Genomic DNA, 21,853 nt, shown 5'->3' on the forward strand with positions numbered 1-21,853 from the left:
ATGACCACTGAAACCAACACCGCTTTCGAGGGCTTCAAGGACGCTTTCAAGAACATCCAGAACCTGGAAGTTCCCGAGGCCGCCCGCGAATTCGTCAAGAAGACTGCCAACACTGCCAAGGACCGTGCTGCCGAGGTGTTCGCTGGCTCCGAGCGCGTGACCGCCGCCGTCGAGAACGCGGTGACCGAGTCCATCACCGAGGCCGGCAAGATCAGCCGCAACATCCAGCAGGCGATCTACGAGGACGCCGAGGCGTTCTTCTCGGGCATCGACAAGCTCGCGTCCGCCAAGTCGGTCAGCGAAGCCGTCGAGATCCAGTCGAGCCTGCTCCGCTCCCGCGGCGAAGTGTTCGTCTCGCGCGCCAAGGCGACCGCCGACTATCTCGGCAAGCTCGCCGCCAACGGTGCGAAGTCCGCTCAGGACAATTTCGCCAAGGTCTACAGCAAGACCGCCTGATCTGGCACCTGAGCACAAACTGAATTTAAGGCCCGCTTCGGCGGGCCTTTGTTTTTGCGCCGCCGTCATTGCGAGGAGCTCGCGACAAAATTGCGTAGCAATTTTGCGCTGATGCGACGAACAATCCAAAGTCTCTGAACGATTCTGGATCGCTTCGCTCGCAATGACGAGTACTGTGATGCAGTCATGGACTCATCTGTCACCTTTTCCTTCGACGCCCCCGGCGATGCCGAACGAGCGGCCGAGCTGCGCCGCGTCAAGGCGCTGGCGACTTTGGTGCTGGCCGCGACGCTGGCACTGTTCGTCGTCGCGAAATGGCTTCTGCCCGTGCATCTCGTGTTCGGCTTCATTGCCGCCTTCGCCGAGGCCGCGACCATCGGCGGGCTCGCCGACTGGTATGCCGTGGTGGCGCTGTTCAAGCGGCCGCTCGGCCTGCCGATCCCGCACACCGCGATCATCCAGAGCAACCAGGCCCGCATCGCCGACAAGCTCGGCGAATTCATCCAGGTGCATTTCCTCGAGGCGGGTCCAGTCGAAGCCAAGCTGAAGGAGATCGACTTCGGCTCCTTCGTCGCCGACTGGTTGCGCGACCGCAAGCGCAGCGACGACCTTGCGCGCTTTGCGCTGCGGCTGTTGCCGGAGGCCGTATCCGCAACCGAAAGCTCCGGCCTGATGACCTTCATCATCCGCCGCATGTCCTCGCAGCTCCAGGCGATCGACCTCGCGCCGCTCGCGGCCGGCACGCTGCGCGGCTTCGTCGCGGAGGGACGGCACCAGATCCTGTTCGACGATCTCCTGCGCGTGATGCACGAGACCTTGAACCAGACGGAGACGATGGCGATGATCCGCGAGAAGGTGCGCGCGGAATTGCCGACCCTGCTCAAGCTCTATCGCGCCGACAAGTTTCTGGTGAACAAGATCGTGGCCTCCGCCACCGCCTTCTTCAACGAAGTGCGCAGCGACCCCAAGCATCCGTTCCGCGACGAGTTCGACCGCATGGTGCTGAACTTCGTCGACAGGCTCGGCACCGATCAGGCCTATATCGACCGCATCGACGGCCTGAAACGCGATCTCCTGGCGCGGCCGGAGCTTGCCGATCTCGCCCGCACCGTCTGGGCCAACACGCGCTCCTTTATCGAGCGCAGCGCGAGCGGCGAGACGCAGGTGTTGCAACATCATCTCGCCGGGATGTTCGTCTCAGCCGGCGAGGCGCTCGCCAGCGATGCCGAGTTGCGCGGCGAGATCAACAAGGGTCTCGTCACCGTGCTGCGTAGCTTCGTCGCGGACCAGAAGAGCGGCGTCTCGACCTTCATCTCCGATCAGGTCAAGGCGTGGAATATGACCCAGCTGATTTCGCTGATCGAGATCAACATCGGCCGCGACCTGCAATACATCCGCTTCAACGGCTCGTTGATCGGCGGGCTCGCCGGGCTCGCGCTCTACACCGTAGAATTCCTGCTCCGATTGTTGTGACTTTTGCGTCACGGCCGTTAGCATTAACGCGCGGACCTATTGTCGCCCCGCGTCTCTCCCGCTTGAATACCAGGAACCGGCCGCCTAGCTGATTCATGTTGCGCTGCGGAACGATCCAGAAGCCGGCGAGTTGGAATCTGTCTACGCATTTGCCGGCCTCGCCGGCCTCCTTTTCAGCGATTCTTCCCAGGGGACCATTGATGACCGCTACTGCCCAAACGCTGCGTCCGCCGTCCCGTACCTTGATGTTTCTGGAAGGACGCGCGATCCACGAGTTCGGCGCATTCCTCGGCGCGCTGCCGCTGCTGAGCCTTGCGCCGCGCGGCGATGGGCATCCGGTGCTGGTGCTGCCGGGCCTCGTGGCCTCCGACACCTCCACTGGCGCGCTGCGCACGTTTCTGAGCAGCAAGGGCTATGCAGTGGCTGGTTGGCGCCAAGGCCGCAACTACGGCCTGCGGCCCGGCGTGCAGGATGCGATGCTCGGTCAGATCCGAGAGCTCAACGACACCCACGGCCGCAAGATCAGCTTGGTCGGTTGGAGCCTCGGTGGCATCTATGCGCGGCAGCTCGCCAAGATGATGCCGGAGCGCGTGCGCCAGGTGATCACGCTCGGCAGCCCCTTTGCCGGCGATCCACGCTCGACCAACGCCTGGCGCGTCTATGAATGGGCGAGCGGCCGCAAGGCCGACGAGGTTGATCCGCGTTTCGGCGGCGAGCTTGCCGCTCCGCCGCCGGTGCCGACCACCGCCATCTTCAGCCGTACCGACGGCGTCTGCGCCTGGCAAGGCTGCATGGAGAAGACGGGCGCACAGACCGAGAGCATCGAGGTCGAGAGCAGCCATTGCGGCATGGGCCATCATCCGGCCGCCGTCTATGCCGTAGCCGATCGCCTCGCGCAGAAGGAAGGCCAGTGGCGCCCGTTCGATCGCAGCGGCTGGCGCAGCGTGGTGTATCCCGATCCGCATCGGTAGCGCTCCTCTTCACCTCTCCCTGCAAGCTGGGCGAGGTCGGATTGCATCGGAGATGCGATAGCGGGGAGAAGGAGAAGAGCCGTCGTCCCGCTCCACTGTCGCGCCTGCACCAAACGCGCTAAGGCTGCCGCATGGCGCATCCGCTCTCTCGTATCATCGACCAGCTCAAGCGCGAGCCCTCGCGCACCGGCTCCATCGTCATCACAGTGTTTGGTGATGCCATCGTGCCGCGCGGCGGCTCGGTGTGGCTCGGCACGCTTCTGGAATTCTTCGAAAGCCTCGACATCGACAGCGGCGTGGTGCGCACCGCGATGTCGCGGCTTGCCGCCGATGGCTGGCTGACGCGCGAGAAGGTCGGTCGCAACAGTTTCTATCGCCTGGCCGACAAGGGCCGCCAGACCTTCGAGGCCGCGACGCGCCACATCTACGATCCGCCGCCGTCCGACTGGACCGGACGTTTCGAGCTGCTGCTGATCGGCAATGGCGAGGATCGCGACGCATCGCGCGAAGCGCTGCGCAATGCCGGCTTCGGCAGCCCGCTGCCGGGCGTATGGGTCGCGCCATCGGGCGTTCCGGTGCCGGATGAGGCCGCGGGCGCGATCCGCCTCGAAGTCTCGGCGGAAGACGACAGCGGCCGCCGTCTGCTCAGCGCGAGCTGGCCGCTCGATCGGACCGCCGATGCCTATCTGAAATTCATGAAGACGTTCGAGCCGCTGCGCGCCGCGATCGCGCGCGGCACGGATCTGTCCGAGGCCGACGCCTTCACCGCGCGGATCCTCTTGATCCACCATTACCGCCGCGTCGTGCTGCGCGATCCATTGCTGCCCGAGAGCCTGCTGCCGCCGGATTGGCCGGGCAGGGCCGCCCGCGAACTCTGCGGCGCGATCTACCGCGCGCTGCTTGCTCCGTCCGAACAATGGCTCGACAGCCATGGAACCAATGAAAAAGGGCCGTTGCCGGCCGCGCGAAAGCTGCTGGAACGAAGGTTCGGCGCCTGATCATTATGTTACAGAAATATCTTGCATGATGTGAATCTTGTTATATATTCTCTCCCAATAAACGGGAGGATGCGCATGTACACCCAGGCGCTGAACACGGCCGAGACCGCTGATCGCGATCTCGAGGACGCAGGCAAAGCTGCGCAATTCCAGGCCCGCATCGATGCCGAGGAGCGCATCGAGCCGAACGACTGGATGCCGGCGGCCTATCGCAAGACGCTGACCCGCCAGATCTCCCAGCACGCCCATTCGGAAATCGTCGGCATGCTGCCCGAAGGCAACTGGATCACGCGCGCGCCGACCTTGCGCCGCAAGGCCGCGCTGCTCGCCAAGGTGCAGGATGAATGCGGCCACGGCCTCTATCTCTACGCCGCCGCCGAGACGCTCGGGTCCTCGCGCGAGGAGCTGGTCGACGCCATGCTCGCCGGCAAGGCCAAATATTCCTCGATCTTCAACTATCCGACGCTGACCTGGGCCGACATCGGCACGATCGGCTGGCTGGTCGACGGCGCTGCGATCATGAACCAGATCCCGCTGTGCCGCTGCTCCTACGGGCCTTATGCGCGCGCGATGATCCGCGTCTGCAAGGAGGAGTCCTTCCACCAGCGCCAGGGTTACGAGATCATGGTGACGCTGTGCCGCGGCTCGGAGGAGCAGAAGGCGATGGCGCAGGACGCGCTGAACCGCTGGTGGTGGCCGGTGCTGATGATGTTCGGTCCGCCCGACGCGACGAGCCAGCACAGCGACACCTCGACGAAGTGGAAGATCAAGCGCTTCTCCAATGACGAGCTGCGCCAGAAGTTCGTCGATGCCACCGTGCCGCAGGCGCAATATCTCGGCCTCACCATTCCCGATCCCGGCATGATTCAGGACGCTGACGGCCACTGGCGCTACAGCGAGATCGACTGGACCGAATTCAAGCAGGTGCTGGCCGGCAACGGCCCCTGCAATCGCGACCGCATCGCCGCGCGCCGCAAGGCGCACGAGGAGGGCGCCTGGGTGCGCGAGGCGGCAGCTAGCTATGCCGCCAAGCGCGCCCAGCGTCAGACCGCCCAGGCTGCCGAATAGGAGACCGATATGGCCACGCCGAACACGCCGCTGTGGGAAGTCTTCATTCGCAGCCGCAACGGGCTCGCACACAAGCATGTCGGCTCGCTGCATGCGAGCGATGCGACCATGGCGCTGCAGGCCGCCCGCGACATCTACACCCGGCGCGGCGAGGGCCTGTCGATCTGGGTCGTGCCCTCGAGCGCGATCACCGCGAGCGATCCCGCCGAGAAGGGCATGATGTTCGAGCCGGCGGAATCCAAGATCTACCGGCACCCGACGTTCTACGAGGTGCCGGATGAAGTGGGGCACATGTGATGGTGGTCGCCAACATCCAGGTCTCCGAAACCCCGCTGGTGATCTACGCGCTGCGCCGCGCCGACGATGCGCTGATCCTCGGTCATAGGCTGTCGGAATGGTGCGGGCACGCGCCGATGCTGGAAGAGGACATGGCGCTCTCCAACATCGCGCTCGACCTGATCGGCCAGGCGCGGGAGCTCTACACCTTTGCCGCCAAGGTCGAAGGCAGGGACAACGACGAGGACAAGCTCGCTTACTTGCGTGACGTGCGGCAGTACCGCAATCTTCTCCTAGTCGAGCAGCCCAACGGCGATTTTGCCCAGACCTTGGTGCGGCAATTCTTCTATTCCGCCTTCGCCGATCTCTACTGGCGCGCGATGATGAATTCGCGCGATGCGACGCTGGCGGCGATTGCTGCGAAATCGGAGAAGGAGAGTGCCTACCATCTGCGCCATGCCTCGGAATGGATCATCCGGCTCGGCGACGGCACAGAGGAGAGTCATCGCCGGGCGCAGGCTGCGATCGACAATCTCTGGGCCTTTACCGGCGAGATGTTTGCCGTCGACGACGGCGAACGCGCGCTGATCCATGGTGGCATTGCCGTCGATCCCGCAAGCTTGCGCGGGCGCTGGCTGGCGACGCTCTCGGAGGTCACGCGTGAAGCAACGCTCGCGCTGCCGCAGAACGACTGGATGCAGCAGGGCGGTCGCTCCGGTCGTCACAGCGAGCATCTCGGCCACCTCCTGTCGGAGCTGCAATCGATGCAGCGAACTTTCCCGGGGCTGATATGGTGACGGTGACCGATGACGCCGCGCTGCGCCAGCGCGCCTGGGACGCCGCCGCCAGCGTGGTCGATCCGGAAATCCCGGTGCTGACCATCGGCGATCTCGGCGTGCTCCGCGACGTCGTTCTCGACAGCGATCATGTCGAGGTTGCGATCACGCCGACCTATTCGGGCTGTCCGGCGATGAACATGATCGCGCTCGAAATCGAGATCGCGCTGGAGCGCGCCGGTTTCCATCATCCGAAGGTACGAACCGTGCTGTCGCCGGCCTGGACCACGGACTGGTTGACCGAGGACGGACGCAAGAAGCTGCGCGCCTACGGCATCGCGCCGCCGCAAGCCTCGAACTCGCGCCGTGCGCTGTTCGGCGATCAGACGGTGGCGTGCCCGCAATGCGGCTCGGACAAGACAGAGCTGCTGTCCGAATTCGGCTCGACCTCCTGCAAGGCGCTCTGGCGCTGCAAGGCCTGCCGCGAACCCTTCGACTATTTCAAGTGCCATTGACCATGTCCGCAGCCGCACCGCGCTTCCATCGCCTCGCCGTCAGGGACCTCCGCCGCGAGGCCACGGACGCCGTCTCGATGACCTTTGCCATCCCCAACGAACTCGCCGGCGATTACGCCTTCACGCCCGGCCAGTATCTGACGCTGCGCGCCACGCTCGACGGCGAAGAGGTGCGCCGCTCCTATTCGATCTGCTCCGGCCCTGACGACGGCGAGATCCGTATCGCCGTCAAGAAGGTCGATGGCGGCGCATTTTCGAGCTGGGCCGCCGAAGATCTCAAATGCGGCGACGAGCTCGACGTGATGACGCCGACCGGCCGCTTCGGTCTGGTCCCGCCGACAGATCGTGCGCGCGTTCATGTCGGCTTCGCCGCCGGCTCCGGCATCACGCCGATCCTGTCGATCGTGAAGGGCGTGCTCGCGCGCGAGCCGGGCAGCCGCTTCTTTTTGTTCTACGGCAACCGCACCACCGACAACATCATGTTCCTCGAAGCGCTCGAGGAGCTCAAGGACCGCTTCATCGATCGTCTCTCGATCTTCTACGTGCTCTCCGGCGAGGAGCAGGACATCCCGATGCAGCATGGCCGACTCGACGGCGACAAGGTGAGGGTGCTGCTCCGCGCATTGGTGCCGGCGGCCAGCGTCGATCACGTCTTCATCTGCGGTCCTCTTGGCATGAGCGAGGAGATCGAGGCGACCTGCCGCGATCTCGGCATCGCGGACGAGCGCATCCATGTCGAGCGCTTCGTCTCCGAGTTCGGCGGCAAGCCGCGGCCAAAAAAGGCGGTTGCGCCCGACGCGCCACCGAAGGCGATCGCCTCGCTGATCATCGACGGCAAGCGCCGCGACGTGCCGGTCGCCGAGGACGAGGCGATCCTCGATGCCGCCCTGCGCGCCGGTGTCGATCTGCCCTTTGCCTGCAAGGGCGGCATGTGCTCGACCTGCCGCGCAAAACTGGTCGAGGGCGAGGCGCCGATGGACATCAACTATTCGCTGGAACCGTGGGAGCTCGAGGCCGGTTTTGTTCTCACCTGCCAGGCCAAGCCGTCCACGGAGCGGGTCGTAGTCGACTATGATCATGTCTGATCGGGCGTTCTGCGGCTCCGCAATGCAAATGCGTCGCATGATTTGACAGCGTGAGCCAACCAGAACAACATCATGAGCAAACGTCTGGCCGGGAGAAGCGCGTGAACGTGAAAGCCGCCCTGTCGTCTGAGGATATCGCCCGCGCCTGCGCCGATGCGATGTGGGCCGAGGACGATGCCTCCAAAGGTCTCGGCATGGAGATCGTCGAGATCGGCCCGGGCTTTGCGACGCTCGCCATGACGGTGCGGCCTGATATGGTCAACGGCCAGCGTATTGCCCATGGCGGCTTCATCTTCACGCTCGCCGATTCCGCCTTCGCGTTCGCCTGCAACTCGCACAATGAGCGCGTCGTGGCGGCACAGGGCCAGATCACGTTCATCAAGCCGGGCAAGCTTGGCGATCGTCTCATCGCAAGAGCGCGGGAGATCACCCGCGGCGGCCGCTCCGGCATCTACGACGTGCGTGTCACGGCGGGCGAGGTCGTCATCGCGGAATTCCGCGGACATTCCCGCGTCATTCCCGGCAAATGGCTGCCGGCGCAAGATCAATAAAACCAAACAAAAAAGAACAGGCAATGTGGGGAAACGAGGATGGCTCTGACGAGGCTCAAGGAAGGTGGCAACGCCTATAGCGCCGAGATGGATGCGCATGAGCGCGCCTCGCGCGGCGGGATCATGGCGCTGCAGAAGCAGCGGTTGGCGTGGTCGCTGAAGCACGCCTACGACAACGTCGCGCATTACCGCAAGGCGTTCGACAAAGCGGGCGTGCATCCGTCCGACTTTCGCGAGCTCTCTGATCTCGCCAAATTCCCGTTCACGGTCAAGACGGACCTGCGCGACAATTATCCCTTCGACATGTTCGCCGTGCCGCGCGAAAAGCTGGTGCGGGTGCATGCCTCATCCGGCACGACCGGAAAGCCGATCGTGGTCGGCTATACGCAGCGCGACATCGACACCTGGTCCGAGGTGATGGCGCGCTCGATCCGCGCCGCCGGCGGGCGCACCGGCATGATCATCCACAATGCGTATGGCTATGGACTCTTCACCGGCGGTCTCGGCGTGCACTACGGCGCCGAGAAGCTTGGCTGCACGGTTGTCCCCATTTCCGGGGGCATGACCGAGCGGCAGGTGCAGCTCATCAATGATTTCCGGCCCGACATCATCACGGTGACGCCGAGCTACATGCTGGCGATCCTCGACGAGTTCAAGCGCCAGAAGCTTGATCCGCGCCAGTGTTCGCTCAAGATCGGCATCTTCGGCGCGGAACCCTGGACCAACGCGATGCGCGCCGAGATCGAGGACGCCTTCGACATGGACGCGACCGACATCTATGGCCTGTCCGAGGTGATCGGCCCGGGCGTCGCTCAGGAATGCATCGAGACCAAGGACGGCCTGCACATCTGGGAGGATCATTTCTACCCGGAAGTGATCGACCCCGAGACCGGCGCGGTGCTGCCCGACGGCGAGAAGGGCGAGCTGGTCTTCACCTCGCTCACCAAGGAAGCCTTTCCGGTGATCCGCTATCGAACCCGCGACCTGACGCGGCTGCTGCCGGGAACGGCACGGCCGGGCATGCGGCGGATGGAGAAGGTGACCGGGCGCTCGGACGACATGATCATCCTGCGCGGCGTCAATCTGTTCCCGACCCAGATCGAGGAGGTGCTGCTCGCGACCGACTGGTGCGGCGGCCATTTCATCCTCGAGCTCACCCGGGAAGGCCGCATGGACGAGCTCACCATCATCGCCGAGGCGCGGCCCGAGAGCTGGGACGGCCGCGGCCTCGTCGACCATGCGGATCGAATTTCGACCCACATCAAGAATACGATCGGCGTCAGCTCCAGGGTGCAGGTAGTTGCGCCGGCCACGCTGGAGCGCTCGCTCGGCAAGGCCAAGCGGCTCTTCGACAAGCGGCCAAAGGACTGACCGGACGGATTGACTCGACCGGCGCCAGAGGCGACAAGGCCCGCGAGAAATCGCGGGTCTTTTCATGTCAGCCGATGCCAAAACCGTCGAAGCGCGCTGTGTGCGCCTCGACGCCAAAGCTGAAAATGCCGCTGCGCTTGCGCCGACAATTGAGCGGCAGATGCTTGCGCGCGGGCCGAACGATCTTCTGATCGAGGTGAAGGCTGCCGCGGTCAATCCCTCCGACGTCAAGGCTGCGACCGGGCTGATGCCCTATGCCGTGTTCCCCCGGACCCCCGGCCGCGACTATGCCGGCGTGGTGATTGACGGGCCCGCCGCCACCATTGGGAACGAAGTGTTCGGCTCGTCCGGGGACCTCGGCATTCGTCGTGACGGCACTCATGCGAGCCATCTCGTGGTCGAAGCCGATGCGGTCGTGGAGAAGCCGAAGACTGTGTCCTGGGAGGAGGCCGCCGGCATCGGCGTGCCCTTCGTGACCGCGATGGAAGGCTTTCGCAGGGCGGGCGCGCCGAAGTGCGGCGAGACCGTTCTGGTTTTCGGGGTGAATGGCAAGGTCGGTCAGGCCGCGGTGCAGATCGCGACCTGGCAGGGCGCGCGCGTGATCGGTGTGGTGCGCAGGGCGGAAGCCTATGAAGGCCACACCAACGCGCCCATCGAGGTGATCGACGCCTCCGCGACCGAAATCGCCGCGCGCGTGCGCGAATTGACCGGCGGCAAGGGCGCCGACGTCGTCTTCAACACGGTCGGCGATCCCTATTTCCAGGCCGCGCACAAATCGCTCGCGCTTCGCGGCCGCCAAATCCTGATCGCCGCGATCGACCGCATCGTGCAGTTCAACATCCTCGAATTCTATCGGGGCCAGCACACTTATGTCGGCATCGACACGCTGGGTCTATCCTCGGCCGCGACGGGTGCGGTGCTGCGCGACATCGGGCCGGGTTTTGCGAGCGGCCATCTGAAGCCGTTTCCGATCAGGGCGAATGCGATCTATCCGCTGGAGCGCGCGAAGGAAGCGTATGTTGCGGTCGCCGGCTCCTCGCGTGACCGGGTGATCCTGAAGCCGTAACCATGGAATCCACGCAACTCGTTATCCTCGCCGGCCTGGCCATCGGTCTCGTCTACGGTGCCGTTGGCCTGCTCAGCGGTTTCTGCCTGATGAGCAGCATGCGCGGGTTACTGGCTGAGGGCGACGGGCGGCTGGTGCGGACCTACGCGCTCGCAATCGCTGTTGCGATCGCCGCGAGCCAGTTCCTCGCCGGCAGCGGCACGGTCGATCTCGGCAAGTCGATCTATCTGCAGCAATCGTTTTCGCCGGCGGTGCTGTTCCTCGGCGGCCTGCTGTTCGGCTACGGCATGGTGCTTTCGAACGGCTGCGGCTCGCGGGCGCTGGTGCTGCTCGGCCGCGGCAATCTCCGCTCCTTCGTGGTCGTGATCGTGCTCGCGATTGCCGCGCAGATGACGCTGAAGGGCCTCATCGCACCGGCGCGCATTGCGCTGGTCCAGGCAACGCAAGCCACGGCTCCTGCCAATTCGCTGCCGTCGTTGCTGGCGACGCTCGGCTTCACGGAATCGCTTTCACGCGCGCTCGCCGCGGCCGCGACAACCGTCGCGCTGAGCCTGTTCGCTTTCGCGCATCCTGCGTTCCGTCGCTCGGCCGGTCAGGTCGTAGCGGGCATCATTGTGGGCCTCCTCGTCGCCGGCGGCTGGCTGGCCACCGGCTATCTCGGTGCCGACGACTTCAATCCGGTCCCCGTGACCTCCCTTACGTTCGTCGCGCCGATCGCCGATAGCCTGCAATATGCCATGCTCTCGACTGGACTGACGCTCAACTTCGGCATCGCGACGGTGGCCGGCGTCTTCGCCGGCAGTCTGGTGACGGCACTCGCAACTGGCCGCTTCAAGCTCGAAGGCTATTCCTCGCCGCGCCACATGCTCCGCTCAGGGACCGGTGCCGCGCTGATGGGGATCGGCGGCGTGATGGCGTTCGGCTGCTCGATCGGGCAGGGGCTCACCGGCGTGTCTACGCTCGCGCTGGGATCGTTCGTCGCGGCTGCCGGCATCCTGCTCGGCACCGCGGCGGGCCTGCGCGGGGTTCTGCAGGTTCAGCCTCTCGCGGTGGCCTGACTGCGCAACAACCGATCGCCCAGCGTCGCAAGGCCGATGCCGGAGACGATCAGCGCGGCCGCGACGGCAAGGCTCGCGTCGATGGGTTCACCCAGAAGGATCGCAGCGCTGGCGATGCCGACCAGCGGTGTCCCGGTGGTGCCGAGCGACGTCGTCAGGGCTGAGATGCTCTTGTTGACCATCGACATCGCCCAATAAGCCAGGACCGTTCCGACCAGGCCCGAATAGAGAAACAACAATACGCGCCTCCACGACCACTCCACATGCGGGAGGCCATCCACAGCTGTCGCGCCGACCGACAGCACGATCGTTGCCACGAGCACCTGCCAAAGCAAAAGCTGAAGCGGAGATCCGATCCAGCGATGCGCGCGGATATAGATGATGTTCGCAGCCCAAGAGATCGCGGCCAGGATGACCATGCCGGCGCCGAGCAGCACGTTTGGGTTGGTCCAGTCGATCGAGGATGGATTCAGGATGACGGCAAGGCCGATCAGCCCGAGCAGAGCGCCGGCGAGCTTCGGCGCCGTCAGCGTGTCCTTGCCGAAAAGGGGCGCGGCGAGTGCGACCCAGAGCGGCGTGGTGTAGCCGAGCACGATGCCCTTGCTTGCGGGCAGGAAGCGAAGGCCGCTGGCAACCAGGATCGAGAACAGCGTCATATGCAACAGCGCCACGCTCAGGATCACGGGAAAGTCGCGTCGCTCCGGGATCACGAGATTGTTGCTCAGTCCGAGCAGCACGAACAATCCAGCCAGCGCGATCCAACTCCGGATTGCCGCGCTCCACAACGGCGGGACGAACTGCACGAGCTGCTTGGTCACCGACCAATTCACGCCCCAGGCCAGCACCACGATGAGGAACAGGCCGATGGCCGCACGGGGTGACAGGGTGTTCATGTCGCAGGTCCTTGAAGCAGTCCGAGCCGCCGGATAGCATCCCGACTGGCATTTGAAAAAGTGCCAGATTGGAGAAGAAGAGAGTGCCAGTATCCGACACGACGATCTCCGCGTTGATCGAGCTGAAGCGGACCGATGGCGAGGGGCTGGTGGCGCAACTGACGAGCCAGCTGCGAGGCCTGATCGCGACCGGCCGCCTCGGCAAAGGCCGCGTGCTGCCGTCGAGCCGACGGCTTGCGAGCGATCTCGGCGTCTCGCGCAACACCGTCACATACGCGTTCGAGCAGCTCGCGGCCGAGGGATATGTCGCAGCGTCTCATGGCCGCCGTCCCGTGGTCATGATCGACGGCCACGAACGCATCGAACGGGGCGCCGTCGCAGCGGGCGAATGCGTCGGCAAACTGCGGCTCTCGCCTTGGGCTACGAAGCTCCAGCAGGCCGACTGGCCGATGTCTTACCGAGGGGAGCTCAAACCGCTGCGCCCGGGGCTGGGCGATTTCAGGGAGTTTCCGAACGAGGTCTGGGCACGGTGCCTGCGCCGCAGCGCCGTGCATGCAGGCAGGCGCGAGCTGGGACCGGTCAACCGGCTGCGCCTGCGGGAGGCGCTGACGCATTATCTGGCGACGAACCGGGACGTCCGCGCCACGGCGGAGCAGATCATGATCCTGCCGAGCGCGCAGGCCGCGCTGACCTTGATTGCTGCCACACTCATTTCACCGGGCGATCATGTATGGGTTGAAGACCCCGGCTATCCCGGCGCGGCGGCTGCCTTTCACGCATCCGGCGCGCGCCTGACCGGCATCAGGCTGGATGAACAGGGCATGCAGCGAATGCCAGGCCTTGGAGCTCCCAGGCTGATCTTCATGACGCCGTCGCATCAGCACCCAACCGGCCGGTTGATGTCGCTAGCCCGTCGAACCGAGTTTCTCGCGGCAAGCCGGCCCGGCAGGACCTGGATCGTCGAGGACGATTACGACGGCGAATTCCACTACGACAGCCGGCCGGTGCCGGCCTTGCAGGGGTTAGATGCCCATGGCCGTGTGTTCTATGTCGGCACATTCTCGAAGGCGATGAGGTCGGACATCCGGCTCGGCTATCTGGTCGCGCCGGCGGCGCTGGTCAGCACCTTGGAGATCGCGCAGCAGCACATGGGACTGATCGCCGCCAGCCACATCCAGGAGGCGCTGGCCGAATTCATCGCCGATGGGCACTTCCTCGCACATCTGCGCCGCATGCGCCGGCTCTATCACGCGCGCCGCGATCATCTTGTCGAGGAGCTGCAGCGGCATCTCGGTGGCATGCTCTTGGTCGAAGTGCCCCCCGGCGGTATCCAGCTCGTCGCCCGTCTCGAGCGCGGCCGCACTGATCGGGCGGCGGTGAAGCGGCTGGTCGAGGCGGGCGTCGAAACGCGCGCCTTGTCCAGCCTAGCGCTCGGCAAGCCGCGCGATCACGGCCTGCTGCTCGGCTTTGCGGCGTGGCGCGAAAACGAGATCAGCGCGGCCGTGCGCACGATGGCGTCGTGCTTTTAGAGCATGGAGATAAGGCTCGATGCGGCAACGAAGGAGGTGCGCTCCCTCTCCCGCTTGCGGGAGAGGGGTGGGGAGAGGGTGTCTCCGCAAGCGAGAACCCCCATGTGGAGAGAACCCTCACCCGGCGCTTCGCGCCGACCTCTCCCGCAAGCGGGAGAGGTTCGAACGAGCCCGCGGGCGGTCTATTCAACTTAAAGCCAATCCGCTTAGGCGCTACTCGACGGCCTTCGTCACGATCCGGATCTCCGACGTCAGCGTCCGGTGCACCGGGCACTTGTCGGCGATCTCCATCAGCTTCTTGCGCTGCTCGGCATCGAGCGCGCCGTCGATCGCGATGTCGCGCTCGATCTGGTCGAGCATGCCCTCGCGGGTCTCGCACTCCGCACAATCCTTAGCGTAGATCTTGGAATGCTTCAGCGTCACCGTGACGCGGTCGAGCGGCAGCGACTTGCGGTCGGCATAGAGACGCATGGTCATTGAGGTGCAGGCACCTAAGCCGGCGAGCAGGAAATCGTACGGGCCGGGTCCGGCATCCGCGCCGCCAGCCGCGAGCGGCTCGTCCGCCACCAGATGATGCGGGCCGACGGTGATGGTCTGGTTGAACTTGCTCTTGCGGGTCTCCTGCACCACGACCTTGCGCGGCTCCTCCAGCAGATCCATCGCCTTCGCGGGCGTCGCTGCATCGACGTAACGGCTGGCCCAGGCCACGATCACGTCGGCGGCGTAGAGCGCGTCAGCAGGCTTGGTCAGAAGATGATCGGCATGGTCGAGCGAGACGAAGCTCTTGGGGTGTCTTGCCGCGACGAAGAGCTTCGTTGCGTTGTCGATGCCGACGGTGTCGTCGAGGGGCGAATGCATCACCAGCAGCGCCTTGTGCAGGCCGGTGACGTCCTTCATCAGCTCGTGCTCGGCGATATCGTCGAGGAATTCGCGCTTGATCCGGAACGGGCGTCCCGCAAGCGAGACTTCGACCTCGCCTTGCGCGCGGATGTTGTCGAGATGCTCCCTGAACAGGCCGGTGACGTGGGCGGGATCCGAGGGCGCCGCGATGGTGGCCACCGCTCTCGCCTCGGGAATTTGTCCGGCAGCGGCGAGGATCGCGGCGCCACCGAGGCTATGGCCGATCAGGATCGAGGGCGCCTTGCGGGTCTCGCGCAGATGATCGGCCGCGCGCACGAGATCGGCAACGTTGGAGGAGAACGTCGAGTTGGCGAAATCACCGCCGCTGGAGCCGAGCCCGGTGAAGTCGAAGCGCAGCACCGCGATGGCCTTGGCGGCGAGCGCGACCGAGATGCGCTTGGCCGCCAGCGTGTCCTTGCCGCAGGTGAAGCAATGCGCGAACAGCGCGAAAGCCGCGGGCTCGCCGTCAGGCAGCTCCAGCGCGGCCGCGAGCTGATGGCCGCCTTCGCCGGTGAATTGAAAGCGTTCCGTCGGCATGGGCTTCCCCCCGTCTTGCTCGAACCTAATCGCCCGAATAGCGCTGCTCGGCCCAGGGATCACCGCGGTTATGATAGCCGCGGACTTCCCAGAAGCCCGGCGCGTCCTCGGTCAGGAATTCGATGGCCTGGAGCCATTTCGTGCTCTTCCAGAAATAGAGGTGCGGCACGACCAGCCGCACCGGGCCGCCATGCTCCTCCGTCAGCGGCTGGCCGGACCAGCTGTGGGCGAGCAGCGCGTCCTCGGCGGCAAAATCCTCCAGCGCGAGATTGGTGGTGTAACCGTCATAGGAATGCAGCACGACGAAGCGAGCATCCTCGCGCGGCTGGCAGGCCACCAGCAGCTCACGCGTGGCGAGCCCTTCCCATTCGTTGTCATAGCGCGACCAGGTCGTGACGCAATGGATGTCCGAGGTGAACCGGGACTGCTTCTGCGCGGCGAATTCGGCAAAGGTCCAGAAAACGGGGGTCTCGACCGCGCCATAGACGTCGAGCCGCCAGCGCTCGCGCGAGACCGGCGGCGTGACCCCGAGATCGAGTACTGGCCAGTCCTTGGTGAGGTGCTGCCCGGGCGGAAGCCTTTGATCCTCCGGGCGTGTCATCTTGCCGGTGAGAAAGCGGCCCTCGCGCGCCCACTTCTCCTTGGTGCGCGTCAGCTTGCTGTCGGATGGCGTCTCGTCGGTCATGGCCTGTGCTCGTGGCGATGCATGGCGGAGGCGTGCTTGGTGTCGCGCCCGCCATCAAAGGCCTGTCCGCTTCCTTTGGGAAGGCCTTACATCGCCTTTCCGAGCAAAAATGGCAACTGGCGGGGGCCGCGCACCGTTCCTTGCGACCAAGTCACAGTGCCTGCCGGATCGAGCCGGAAGTCGGGAATCCGCTTCAGCCATTCCTCCAGCGCCACCTGCATTTCCATGCGCGCGAGGTTGGAACCGACGCAGCGGTGGATGCCGAGGCCGAAGGCCGCGTGACGATTCTCGCGCCGGTCGATCACGACTTTGTCAGCGTCCGGAAACATCGTGGGGTCGCGGTTGGCTGCCGGGAACGACAGCAGCACCATGTTGCCCGGCTTGACCGGACAGCCGGACACCGTAGTCTCCTTGACCACTTCACGCGCCATCGTCACCGGCGAATAGGCGCGCAGCAGCTCCTCCACGGCTGTCGGGATCAGTCCGGGCTCGGCGATCAGCCGCTCGCGGTCGGCCGGCGTCTTCGCAAGATGCCAGAGCGAGGAGCCGATCGCGCTCCAGGTGGTGTCGATGCCGGCGATCAGCAGCAGGCGCAGCGAGCCCATCACATGGGTGTCCTCGAGCGGATTGCCGTTCTTGTCCCTGGCGTTCATCAGGTAGGAGATCAGGTCGTCGGTGGGCTTGCTCTTGCGCGCTTCGATGTGGCCGCCGAAATAGGCCGTCATCTCCTGCACGGCCTGGAGCAGCTTGCTCTCGTCCTTGATGCCGAGCTCGAGGATCATGTGGATCCAATTGATGAAAAGGTCGCTGTCGCTCTCGGGAATACCGAGCATGTGCGCGATCGCCCGAACCGGGATGTGCTTGGTGTAGCGCGCCGCAGCGTCCACCCTCTGCTCGGCGATGAAGTCGTCGATCAGCTCGTTGCAGATGGCGCGGACGCGCGGCTCGAGCTTCTTCATAGCGTCCGGGGTGAACGGCGGCAGCAGCAATTGCTTGGCCGGCTTGTGCTCGGGCGGATCGGAGGTGATCGGCGGGGCTGCGTTCCTGCTGGTGATTTCCGGCCGTACGTCGCGGACGATGATGCGGCGGGAGGAGAAGTGCTCGGTGTCGTTGGCGATCTCGCGCACGGCCTCATAGGTCGTCGGCAAATAGCAGCCGAGGAAGCGTTTCGTGTGCACCACGGGGCTTACGGCTCGCAGCTCGTCCCAGATCGGGAACGGGTCCTCGGTCCATTGCGGATCGGTGTGGTCGAAATCATGAACCCAGTCGGTGACGGGCGGATGGGCGACAGGCTGGTCGACGTCGGACATGGCAGGGAATCCCTTGGCTCGTATTCGCTGAACGCAGCGGGGCGGCAACGGCCGCACCTATTCCTCGATCACATCGATTGCGATTTCCGGGCAGTTGGATTTCGCAAGCCAGGCCTTGTCCTCGAGTCCCGGAGGGACGGTGCCGTCACCAGCTTCGTGCGCGTTGCCGTATTCGTCGAGCTCGAAAAGCTCCGGCGCGAGCGCCTTGCAGCGGGCATGGCCCTGGCATTTGTCGGGATCGACGTGAACCTTCAGTCGCTCTGCCATTCTCGGCTTCCTTGGTCGTGTGCGCGCGAGGGCCCGAAGGCGGCGCGTTTCCTCATCTCGGTTCTATTTAAGTTATATACTATTACATTCGCGGCGGGCTTCCCTTGTCAAGCGGGAACTTGTAGGCTTCGCCCCGACATGCGTTCACGACCAGCCCGCAAGCCCGCGAAGACCTACCACCATGGCGATCTTCGCGATGCGTTGATCGAGGCCGCGCTGCAAGAGGCGGAGCGGGGCGGCGCGGAGGCGATCAGCATCAAGGCGCTTGCCAAGAAGCTCGGGGTCTCGCAGCCGGCGCCATACCGGCATTTTGCCGACCGCGAGGCGCTGCTCGCCGCCGTCACCGCGCAAGCATTCCGGCAGCTCTCGGCGCTCTTGCGTGATGCGATGGCAAAGCCGTCGCAGCAATCGAAGCTCTCGCGGCTCGCACAGGCGACGCTCGATTTCGGCTTGCGCCGGAATGGCATCTACCGCCTGATGTTCGCCTCGCGCACGGTGTCCTGCGCGGCCAAGGGCAGCGAGCTGCACGAGGCAACGCGGGAGACCTTTGCGCTCGTCATCGAAGCTCTGGAAGCGCCCGCCGTGGGCTATTTGCGCGAACGGCAGGCGCTCAAGATCTGGGCGGCGCTGCACGGCGTGGTGATGCTGGCCGAGCAGGGCCTGTTCACGGGCGAGGCGGCGCATGCCACGCGCGAAGAGCTGGTCGAGGATTTCGTCAACGAGACGAAGGCTGCGCTTGCGGTCGCGATCAAGGATGCGCGACGTCGGACCAAGGCCGGCGCTTAGAGCATGATCCGGAAAAGTGCATGGCGGTTTTCCGAAAAGATCATGCTCAAACAATAACCTAAAGCGCGATGACGATCCATCCTAATCGCATCGCGCTTTAGGCCTTCGCCTTCAGCAGCTTCATCAGCTTCATCAGCTTTTCGACCGCGCTGTCCGGCGTGGTCACGACGGGGCGGCCGGTGGCCTCCGCGACCAGCGGCGCCGTCGCGGCGATGCTGAATTGCGCCAGCGCGATGACGTCGCAATCGCGCAAGCTCCGTGAGGCCTCCGCGATCAGCCGGTCATGCGTGGCGCGGTCGCCGCGGTCGAGCGCGGCCAGCGCGCCGTCGGCGAGCTTCGGCACCACCTCGACGGAGGCGGGAAACTCGGGCGGCATCGACGCCAGCGTCGGCGGAAAGGTCGAGAGCAGGCCGATGCGCCGGCCGATGGTCACCGCCCTCTCGATCATGGCCTCGTTCGGCTTTAGCACCGGCATCGGCGCATGCGCGCGCGCGACGGCCTCGATGCACGGGCCGAAGGCGGAGCAGGTGAACAGGATTCCATCCGCTCCCGTGGCCGCTGCGTAGTCGCCGAGCGCGAGGAACCGTTCCGTCATGGCATTGTTGAGTTGCCCGTCGCGGGCGAGATCCGCCGAGAGACTGTCGTCAAGCAGGTTCATCAGCCGCGCCTCGGGCCACGCCTGCGCAAACGCTGCCTCGATCGGGGCGATGGAATGCTTGAGGGCGTGGATAAGGGCGATGCGCATGGGGGGCTCGATGCTTCTTCTCCCTCTCCTCGTACGGGGAGAGGGTCGGGGGTGAGGGGCTCTCTCGGCACAAAAAGGTGAGAGTTGGACGCGCGGAAACTCCCCCTCACCCGGATTGCTGCGCAATCCGACCTCTCCCCGCAAGCGGGGAGAGGTGAACTCCCTTACTTGAACGGAATGGCGTACATCAAGCCGCCTTTGCTCCAGAGGCCGTTGAGGCCGCGATCGAGCTTGAGCGGGCTGGCCTTGCCGACATTGCGCTCGAAAATCTCGCCGTAATTGCCGCCGGCCTTGATCGCCTTGACCAGCCATTTGTTGTCGAGCCCGAGCCGCGAGCCGAGGTCGCCGCTGGCCCCCAGCAGCCGCTGGATCGCAGGCGTTTGCGACTTCGTCATCTCCTCGACATTGGCTTGCGTGACGCCGAGCTCCTCGGCCTCGATCAGGCCGTAATGCAGCCAGGCGATGATGTCGCTCCAGACCTCGTCGCCATTGCGGGTGAAGGGTCCGAGCGGCTCCTTGCTGATGGTCTGCGGCAGCACAATGTAGTCGGCTGCGTTCGGCGCGGCCGTGGTCACCGCGCCGGCGAGGGCCGAAGCGTCCTGGGTCATCGCATCGCAGCGGCCGCCGAAGAAGGTCTGGTACATGGTGTCGACGCGGTCGAACACCAGGGGCTTCCAGTCGATGCCGTTGGCGCGGCCGTAATCGCCGAGCGTGACCTCGTGCGTGGTGCCCTGCGCGACGCAGACGGTGGCGCCCTTGAGGTCCTTCAGCTCCTTGACGCCGAGGTCCTTCTTCACGACAAAACCCTGGCCGTCGTAGAAGTTGATCGGACCCTGCCGCAGGCCCAGCGTCGCGCCGCGCAAATAGGTCTGCGTCGAGTTGCGATAGAGCACGTCGATCTCGCCCGATTGCAGGGCGGTGAAGCGGTTCTGAGCCGTCAGCGAGACGTAGCGCACCTTGGTAGGATCGCCGAGCACGCCGGCCGCCAGCGCGCGGCAATAATCGACGTCGAGACCCCTGTAATTGCCTTGCGAGTCCGGCGCCGAGAAGCCGGCAAAACCGGCACTGACGCCACACACCAGCGTGCCGCGGCTCTTCACCGTATCGAGCGTCGCCGCCGCTGCGATCACCGTCGATGCCGCGAGCAGGCCCGCTGCGATAACCACTTTCCTCATACTACTCTCCCCTCACTGATTGACACTACGCAACACGCTGTCGACGGCCGTGCCCAGCTTGTCGACGATCAGGTCGATTTCGTCCGCCGAGGCGATATAGGGCGGTGCCAGCAGCACGTGGTCGCCGCGCACGCCATCGACGGTACCGCCGCTGGGATAGCAGCCGAGGCCACCGGCAAAGGCCTCCGCCTTGATCTTCTGGTGCAGCTTGAGGGCCGGATCGAACGAGATGCGGCTAGCGCGATCGGCGACCAGCTCGATCGTCCAGAACAGGCCGCGGCCCCTGATGTCGCCGACATGGCGATGATTGCCGAAGCGTTCGGTCAGGCGCTGCTCGAGCTGCTTGCCGCGCTCCTTCACGCGGTCGAGCAGGCCATCCTCGCGGATCACATCCTGCACCGCGAGCGCCGCAGCGCAGGCGAGGGGATGCGCCAGATAAGTGTGGCCGTGCTGGAACGCGCCCGAGCCTGCGCGGATGGTGTCGATGATCTTGCCGCTTGCCAGCATCGCACCGATCGGCTGATAGCCGCCGCCGAGCCCCTTTGCGATCGCCTGGATGTCGGGGGCGACACCTTCTTGCTCCCACGCATGCATCGTGCCGGTGCGGCCCATGCCGCACATGACCTCGTCGAGAATGAGCAGCGCACCGTGACGGTCGCAGATCTCGCGCATCGCTTTGAAGTAGCCGTCCGGGGCGGTCACGGCGCCGGCGGTGGCGCCGACGACGGGCTCGGCGAGGAAGGCGGCGACGGTGTCGGGGCCGAGCCGCTGGAACTCGGCTTCGAGCTCGGCGGCGAGGCGCGCGACGAACCGCGCGTCCGACTCGCCCTCGCGCTTCTCGCGATAGGCGAACGCCGGCGTGACGTGGCTGAAAGCGGTCGAGAGCAGCGGCGCATAGGGAGCGCGACGCCAGGCATTGCCGCCGGCGGCGAGCGCGCCGAGCGTGTTGCCGTGATAGCTCTGCCGCCGCGCGATGAAGTGCTGCCGCTGCGGTTCGCCGCGCTCGATGAAATATTGCCGCGCCAGCTTGATGCTGGCTTCGATCGCCTCCGATCCGCCGCTGACGAAATAGGCGTAGGCGAGCCCGCCGGGCTCGTGTCCGACCAGTGTTTCAGCAAGTGCTTCCGCCGGCTCGGAGGAGAAGAAAGCCGTATGCGCATAGGCGAGGGTGGACGCCTGCTTGGCCATCGCCGCGATCACGCGCGGATGCTGGTGGCCGAGGCAGGAGACCGCCGCCCCGCCGGAGGCATCGATGATGCGACGTCCGTCCTCGGCGAAGAGATAAACGCCCTCGCCGCCGATCGCCTTTGGCGGGGTTTCGCGCAGCGAGCGATGCAGCACGCGGCTGGTGCGAGTGCTCAT

Annotated in this window: 23 protein-coding genes; 15 read left to right on the forward strand and 8 right to left on the reverse strand. The window is 65.3% G+C overall.

Annotation, left to right across the window (positions count from 1 at the left end; translation table 11 throughout):
- From I6F16_RS11710 to I6F16_RS11770, 13 genes are all read left to right on the forward strand, one after another.
- Window positions 1–456, forward strand: a complete 456-nt coding sequence (locus I6F16_RS11710; protein WP_036004804.1) for a phasin — start codon at window positions 1–3, stop codon at window positions 454–456.
- A gap of 186 nt (window positions 457–642) precedes the next feature.
- Window positions 643–1,929: a DUF445 domain-containing protein gene (locus tag I6F16_RS11715; protein ID WP_225173705.1), complete on the forward strand. Its 1,287-nt coding sequence runs from the start codon at window positions 643–645 to the stop codon at window positions 1,927–1,929.
- Window positions 1,930–2,129: 200 nt separating this feature from the next.
- A complete protein-coding gene (locus I6F16_RS11720; RefSeq protein ID WP_225173706.1) occupies window positions 2,130–2,900 on the forward strand; it encodes an alpha/beta hydrolase in 771 nt (256 codons plus the stop codon).
- A 131-nt stretch (window positions 2,901–3,031) separates the two neighbouring features.
- Window positions 3,032–3,898, forward strand: a complete 867-nt coding sequence (gene paaX / locus I6F16_RS11725) for a phenylacetic acid degradation operon negative regulatory protein PaaX (RefSeq protein ID WP_225173707.1) — start codon at window positions 3,032–3,034, stop codon at window positions 3,896–3,898.
- Window positions 3,899–3,973: 75 nt separating this feature from the next.
- Entirely contained in the window at window positions 3,974–4,966 is a 993-nt protein-coding gene (paaA, locus tag I6F16_RS11730; RefSeq protein WP_225171745.1) for a 1,2-phenylacetyl-CoA epoxidase subunit PaaA, read from the forward strand.
- 9 nt (window positions 4,967–4,975) lie between these two features.
- On the forward strand, window positions 4,976–5,263 hold the full coding sequence (gene paaB, locus I6F16_RS11735; RefSeq protein WP_109144501.1) for a 1,2-phenylacetyl-CoA epoxidase subunit PaaB: 288 nt from the start codon (window positions 4,976–4,978) through the stop codon (window positions 5,261–5,263).
- Window positions 5,263–6,039: a 1,2-phenylacetyl-CoA epoxidase subunit PaaC gene (paaC, locus tag I6F16_RS11740; protein ID WP_225173708.1), complete on the forward strand. Its 777-nt coding sequence runs from the start codon at window positions 5,263–5,265 to the stop codon at window positions 6,037–6,039. The genes paaB and paaC overlap by 1 nt, the downstream gene beginning before the upstream one ends.
- Window positions 6,033–6,533 carry a 1,2-phenylacetyl-CoA epoxidase subunit PaaD gene (gene paaD, locus I6F16_RS11745; RefSeq protein WP_225173709.1) on the forward strand — a complete coding sequence of 167 codons (501 nt, stop codon included), beginning with the start codon at window positions 6,033–6,035 and terminating at the stop codon, window positions 6,531–6,533. Before paaC ends, paaD begins: the two co-directional genes overlap by 7 nt.
- A 2-nt stretch (window positions 6,534–6,535) precedes the next feature.
- On the forward strand, window positions 6,536–7,618 hold the full coding sequence (gene paaE, locus I6F16_RS11750) for a 1,2-phenylacetyl-CoA epoxidase subunit PaaE (protein WP_225173710.1): 1,083 nt from the start codon (window positions 6,536–6,538) through the stop codon (window positions 7,616–7,618).
- Between the two features lie 101 nt (window positions 7,619–7,719).
- A complete protein-coding gene (gene paaI / locus I6F16_RS11755) occupies window positions 7,720–8,169 on the forward strand; it encodes a hydroxyphenylacetyl-CoA thioesterase PaaI (protein WP_225127359.1) in 450 nt (149 codons plus the stop codon).
- 39 nt (window positions 8,170–8,208) lie between these two features.
- A complete protein-coding gene (gene paaK, locus I6F16_RS11760) occupies window positions 8,209–9,540 on the forward strand; it encodes a phenylacetate--CoA ligase PaaK (protein ID WP_225173711.1) in 1,332 nt (443 codons plus the stop codon).
- Window positions 9,541–9,604: 64 nt separating this feature from the next.
- On the forward strand, window positions 9,605–10,606 hold the full coding sequence (locus tag I6F16_RS11765; protein WP_225114442.1) for a zinc-binding alcohol dehydrogenase family protein: 1,002 nt from the start codon (window positions 9,605–9,607) through the stop codon (window positions 10,604–10,606).
- A gap of 2 nt (window positions 10,607–10,608) precedes the next feature.
- A complete protein-coding gene (locus I6F16_RS11770) occupies window positions 10,609–11,664 on the forward strand; it encodes a YeeE/YedE family protein (protein ID WP_225114443.1) in 1,056 nt (351 codons plus the stop codon).
- On the opposite strand, the gene I6F16_RS11775 is transcribed toward I6F16_RS11770, so the two are convergent.
- A complete protein-coding gene (locus tag I6F16_RS11775) occupies window positions 11,643–12,557 on the reverse strand; it encodes a DMT family transporter (RefSeq protein ID WP_225114444.1) in 915 nt (304 codons plus the stop codon). The two genes, I6F16_RS11770 and I6F16_RS11775, sit on opposite strands and share 22 nt — an antisense overlap.
- Window positions 12,558–12,640: 83 nt before the next feature.
- On the opposite strand from I6F16_RS11775, the gene I6F16_RS11780 reads away from it, so the two are divergent.
- A complete protein-coding gene (locus I6F16_RS11780) occupies window positions 12,641–14,086 on the forward strand; it encodes a PLP-dependent aminotransferase family protein (protein WP_109145880.1) in 1,446 nt (481 codons plus the stop codon).
- 213 nt (window positions 14,087–14,299) lie between these two features.
- On the opposite strand, the gene I6F16_RS11785 is transcribed toward I6F16_RS11780, so the two are convergent.
- The 4 genes from I6F16_RS11785 to I6F16_RS11800 all read right to left on the reverse strand — a co-directional run bounded on the left by I6F16_RS11785 (window position 14,300) and on the right by I6F16_RS11800 (window position 17,785).
- On the reverse strand, window positions 14,300–15,523 hold the full coding sequence (locus I6F16_RS11785) for a bifunctional alpha/beta hydrolase/OsmC family protein (RefSeq protein WP_225114445.1): 1,224 nt from the start codon (window positions 15,521–15,523) through the stop codon (window positions 14,300–14,302).
- Window positions 15,524–15,548: 25 nt separating this feature from the next.
- Window positions 15,549–16,208 carry a sulfite oxidase-like oxidoreductase gene (locus I6F16_RS11790; protein WP_036004844.1) on the reverse strand — a complete coding sequence of 220 codons (660 nt, stop codon included), beginning with the start codon at window positions 16,206–16,208 and terminating at the stop codon, window positions 15,549–15,551.
- A gap of 86 nt (window positions 16,209–16,294) precedes the next feature.
- Window positions 16,295–17,518, reverse strand: coding sequence for a cytochrome P450 (locus tag I6F16_RS11795; RefSeq protein ID WP_036025735.1), 1,224 nt, complete (start codon window positions 17,516–17,518; stop codon window positions 16,295–16,297).
- A gap of 57 nt (window positions 17,519–17,575) precedes the next feature.
- A complete protein-coding gene (locus tag I6F16_RS11800) occupies window positions 17,576–17,785 on the reverse strand; it encodes a ferredoxin (RefSeq protein ID WP_018648108.1) in 210 nt (69 codons plus the stop codon).
- A gap of 138 nt (window positions 17,786–17,923) precedes the next feature.
- Between I6F16_RS11800 and I6F16_RS11805 the strand changes: the two genes are divergently transcribed.
- Complete coding sequence (locus I6F16_RS11805; RefSeq protein WP_036025733.1) at window positions 17,924–18,571, forward strand: TetR/AcrR family transcriptional regulator; 648 nt, start codon at window positions 17,924–17,926, stop codon at window positions 18,569–18,571.
- A 97-nt stretch (window positions 18,572–18,668) separates the two neighbouring features.
- Here the strand turns inward: I6F16_RS11805 and I6F16_RS11810 are convergent, their stop codons facing one another.
- From I6F16_RS11810 to I6F16_RS11820, 3 genes are all read right to left on the reverse strand, one after another.
- On the reverse strand, window positions 18,669–19,316 hold the full coding sequence (locus I6F16_RS11810) for an aspartate/glutamate racemase family protein (protein ID WP_225173712.1): 648 nt from the start codon (window positions 19,314–19,316) through the stop codon (window positions 18,669–18,671).
- A gap of 164 nt (window positions 19,317–19,480) precedes the next feature.
- Complete coding sequence (locus I6F16_RS11815) at window positions 19,481–20,491, reverse strand: amino acid ABC transporter substrate-binding protein (protein WP_036025729.1); 1,011 nt, start codon at window positions 20,489–20,491, stop codon at window positions 19,481–19,483.
- A 12-nt stretch (window positions 20,492–20,503) separates the two neighbouring features.
- On the reverse strand, window positions 20,504–21,853 hold the full coding sequence (locus tag I6F16_RS11820) for an aspartate aminotransferase family protein (protein ID WP_225114867.1): 1,350 nt from the start codon (window positions 21,851–21,853) through the stop codon (window positions 20,504–20,506).

The organism is Bradyrhizobium sp. IC4060 (assembly GCF_020193715.1).
Taxonomy (GTDB): Bacteria; Pseudomonadota; Alphaproteobacteria; order Rhizobiales; family Xanthobacteraceae; genus Bradyrhizobium; species Bradyrhizobium yuanmingense.

Coding starts and splice junctions, on each gene's coding strand:
- paaX (WP_225173707.1), top strand. CDS start 3,032: ATGGCGCATCCGCTCTCTCGTATCATCGACCAGCTCAAGCGCGAGCCC.
- paaC (WP_225173708.1), top strand. CDS start 5,263: ATGGTGGTCGCCAACATCCAGGTCTCCGAAACCCCGCTGGTGATCTAC.
- I6F16_RS11765 (WP_225114442.1), top strand. CDS start 9,605: ATGTCAGCCGATGCCAAAACCGTCGAAGCGCGCTGTGTGCGCCTCGAC.
- I6F16_RS11775 (WP_225114444.1), bottom strand. CDS start 12,557: ATGAACACCCTGTCACCCCGTGCGGCCATCGGCCTGTTCCTCATCGTG.
- I6F16_RS11785 (WP_225114445.1), bottom strand. CDS start 15,523: ATGCCGACGGAACGCTTTCAATTCACCGGCGAAGGCGGCCATCAGCTC.
- I6F16_RS11805 (WP_036025733.1), top strand. CDS start 17,924: ATGCGTTCACGACCAGCCCGCAAGCCCGCGAAGACCTACCACCATGGC.
- I6F16_RS11715 (WP_225173705.1), top strand. CDS start 643: ATGGACTCATCTGTCACCTTTTCCTTCGACGCCCCCGGCGATGCCGAA.
- I6F16_RS11820 (WP_225114867.1), bottom strand. CDS start 21,853: ATGAGCACTCGCACCAGCCGCGTGCTGCATCGCTCGCTGCGCGAAACC.
- paaB (WP_109144501.1), top strand. CDS start 4,976: ATGGCCACGCCGAACACGCCGCTGTGGGAAGTCTTCATTCGCAGCCGC.
- I6F16_RS11770 (WP_225114443.1), top strand. CDS start 10,609: ATGGAATCCACGCAACTCGTTATCCTCGCCGGCCTGGCCATCGGTCTC.
- I6F16_RS11815 (WP_036025729.1), bottom strand. CDS start 20,491: ATGAGGAAAGTGGTTATCGCAGCGGGCCTGCTCGCGGCATCGACGGTG.
- paaK (WP_225173711.1), top strand. CDS start 8,209: ATGGCTCTGACGAGGCTCAAGGAAGGTGGCAACGCCTATAGCGCCGAG.
- I6F16_RS11795 (WP_036025735.1), bottom strand. CDS start 17,518: ATGTCCGACGTCGACCAGCCTGTCGCCCATCCGCCCGTCACCGACTGG.
- paaE (WP_225173710.1), top strand. CDS start 6,536: ATGTCCGCAGCCGCACCGCGCTTCCATCGCCTCGCCGTCAGGGACCTC.
- paaA (WP_225171745.1), top strand. CDS start 3,974: ATGTACACCCAGGCGCTGAACACGGCCGAGACCGCTGATCGCGATCTC.
- I6F16_RS11800 (WP_018648108.1), bottom strand. CDS start 17,785: ATGGCAGAGCGACTGAAGGTTCACGTCGATCCCGACAAATGCCAGGGC.
- paaD (WP_225173709.1), top strand. CDS start 6,033: ATGGTGACGGTGACCGATGACGCCGCGCTGCGCCAGCGCGCCTGGGAC.
- I6F16_RS11790 (WP_036004844.1), bottom strand. CDS start 16,208: ATGACCGACGAGACGCCATCCGACAGCAAGCTGACGCGCACCAAGGAG.
- I6F16_RS11810 (WP_225173712.1), bottom strand. CDS start 19,316: ATGCGCATCGCCCTTATCCACGCCCTCAAGCATTCCATCGCCCCGATC.
- I6F16_RS11720 (WP_225173706.1), top strand. CDS start 2,130: ATGACCGCTACTGCCCAAACGCTGCGTCCGCCGTCCCGTACCTTGATG.
- I6F16_RS11710 (WP_036004804.1), top strand. CDS start 1: ATGACCACTGAAACCAACACCGCTTTCGAGGGCTTCAAGGACGCTTTC.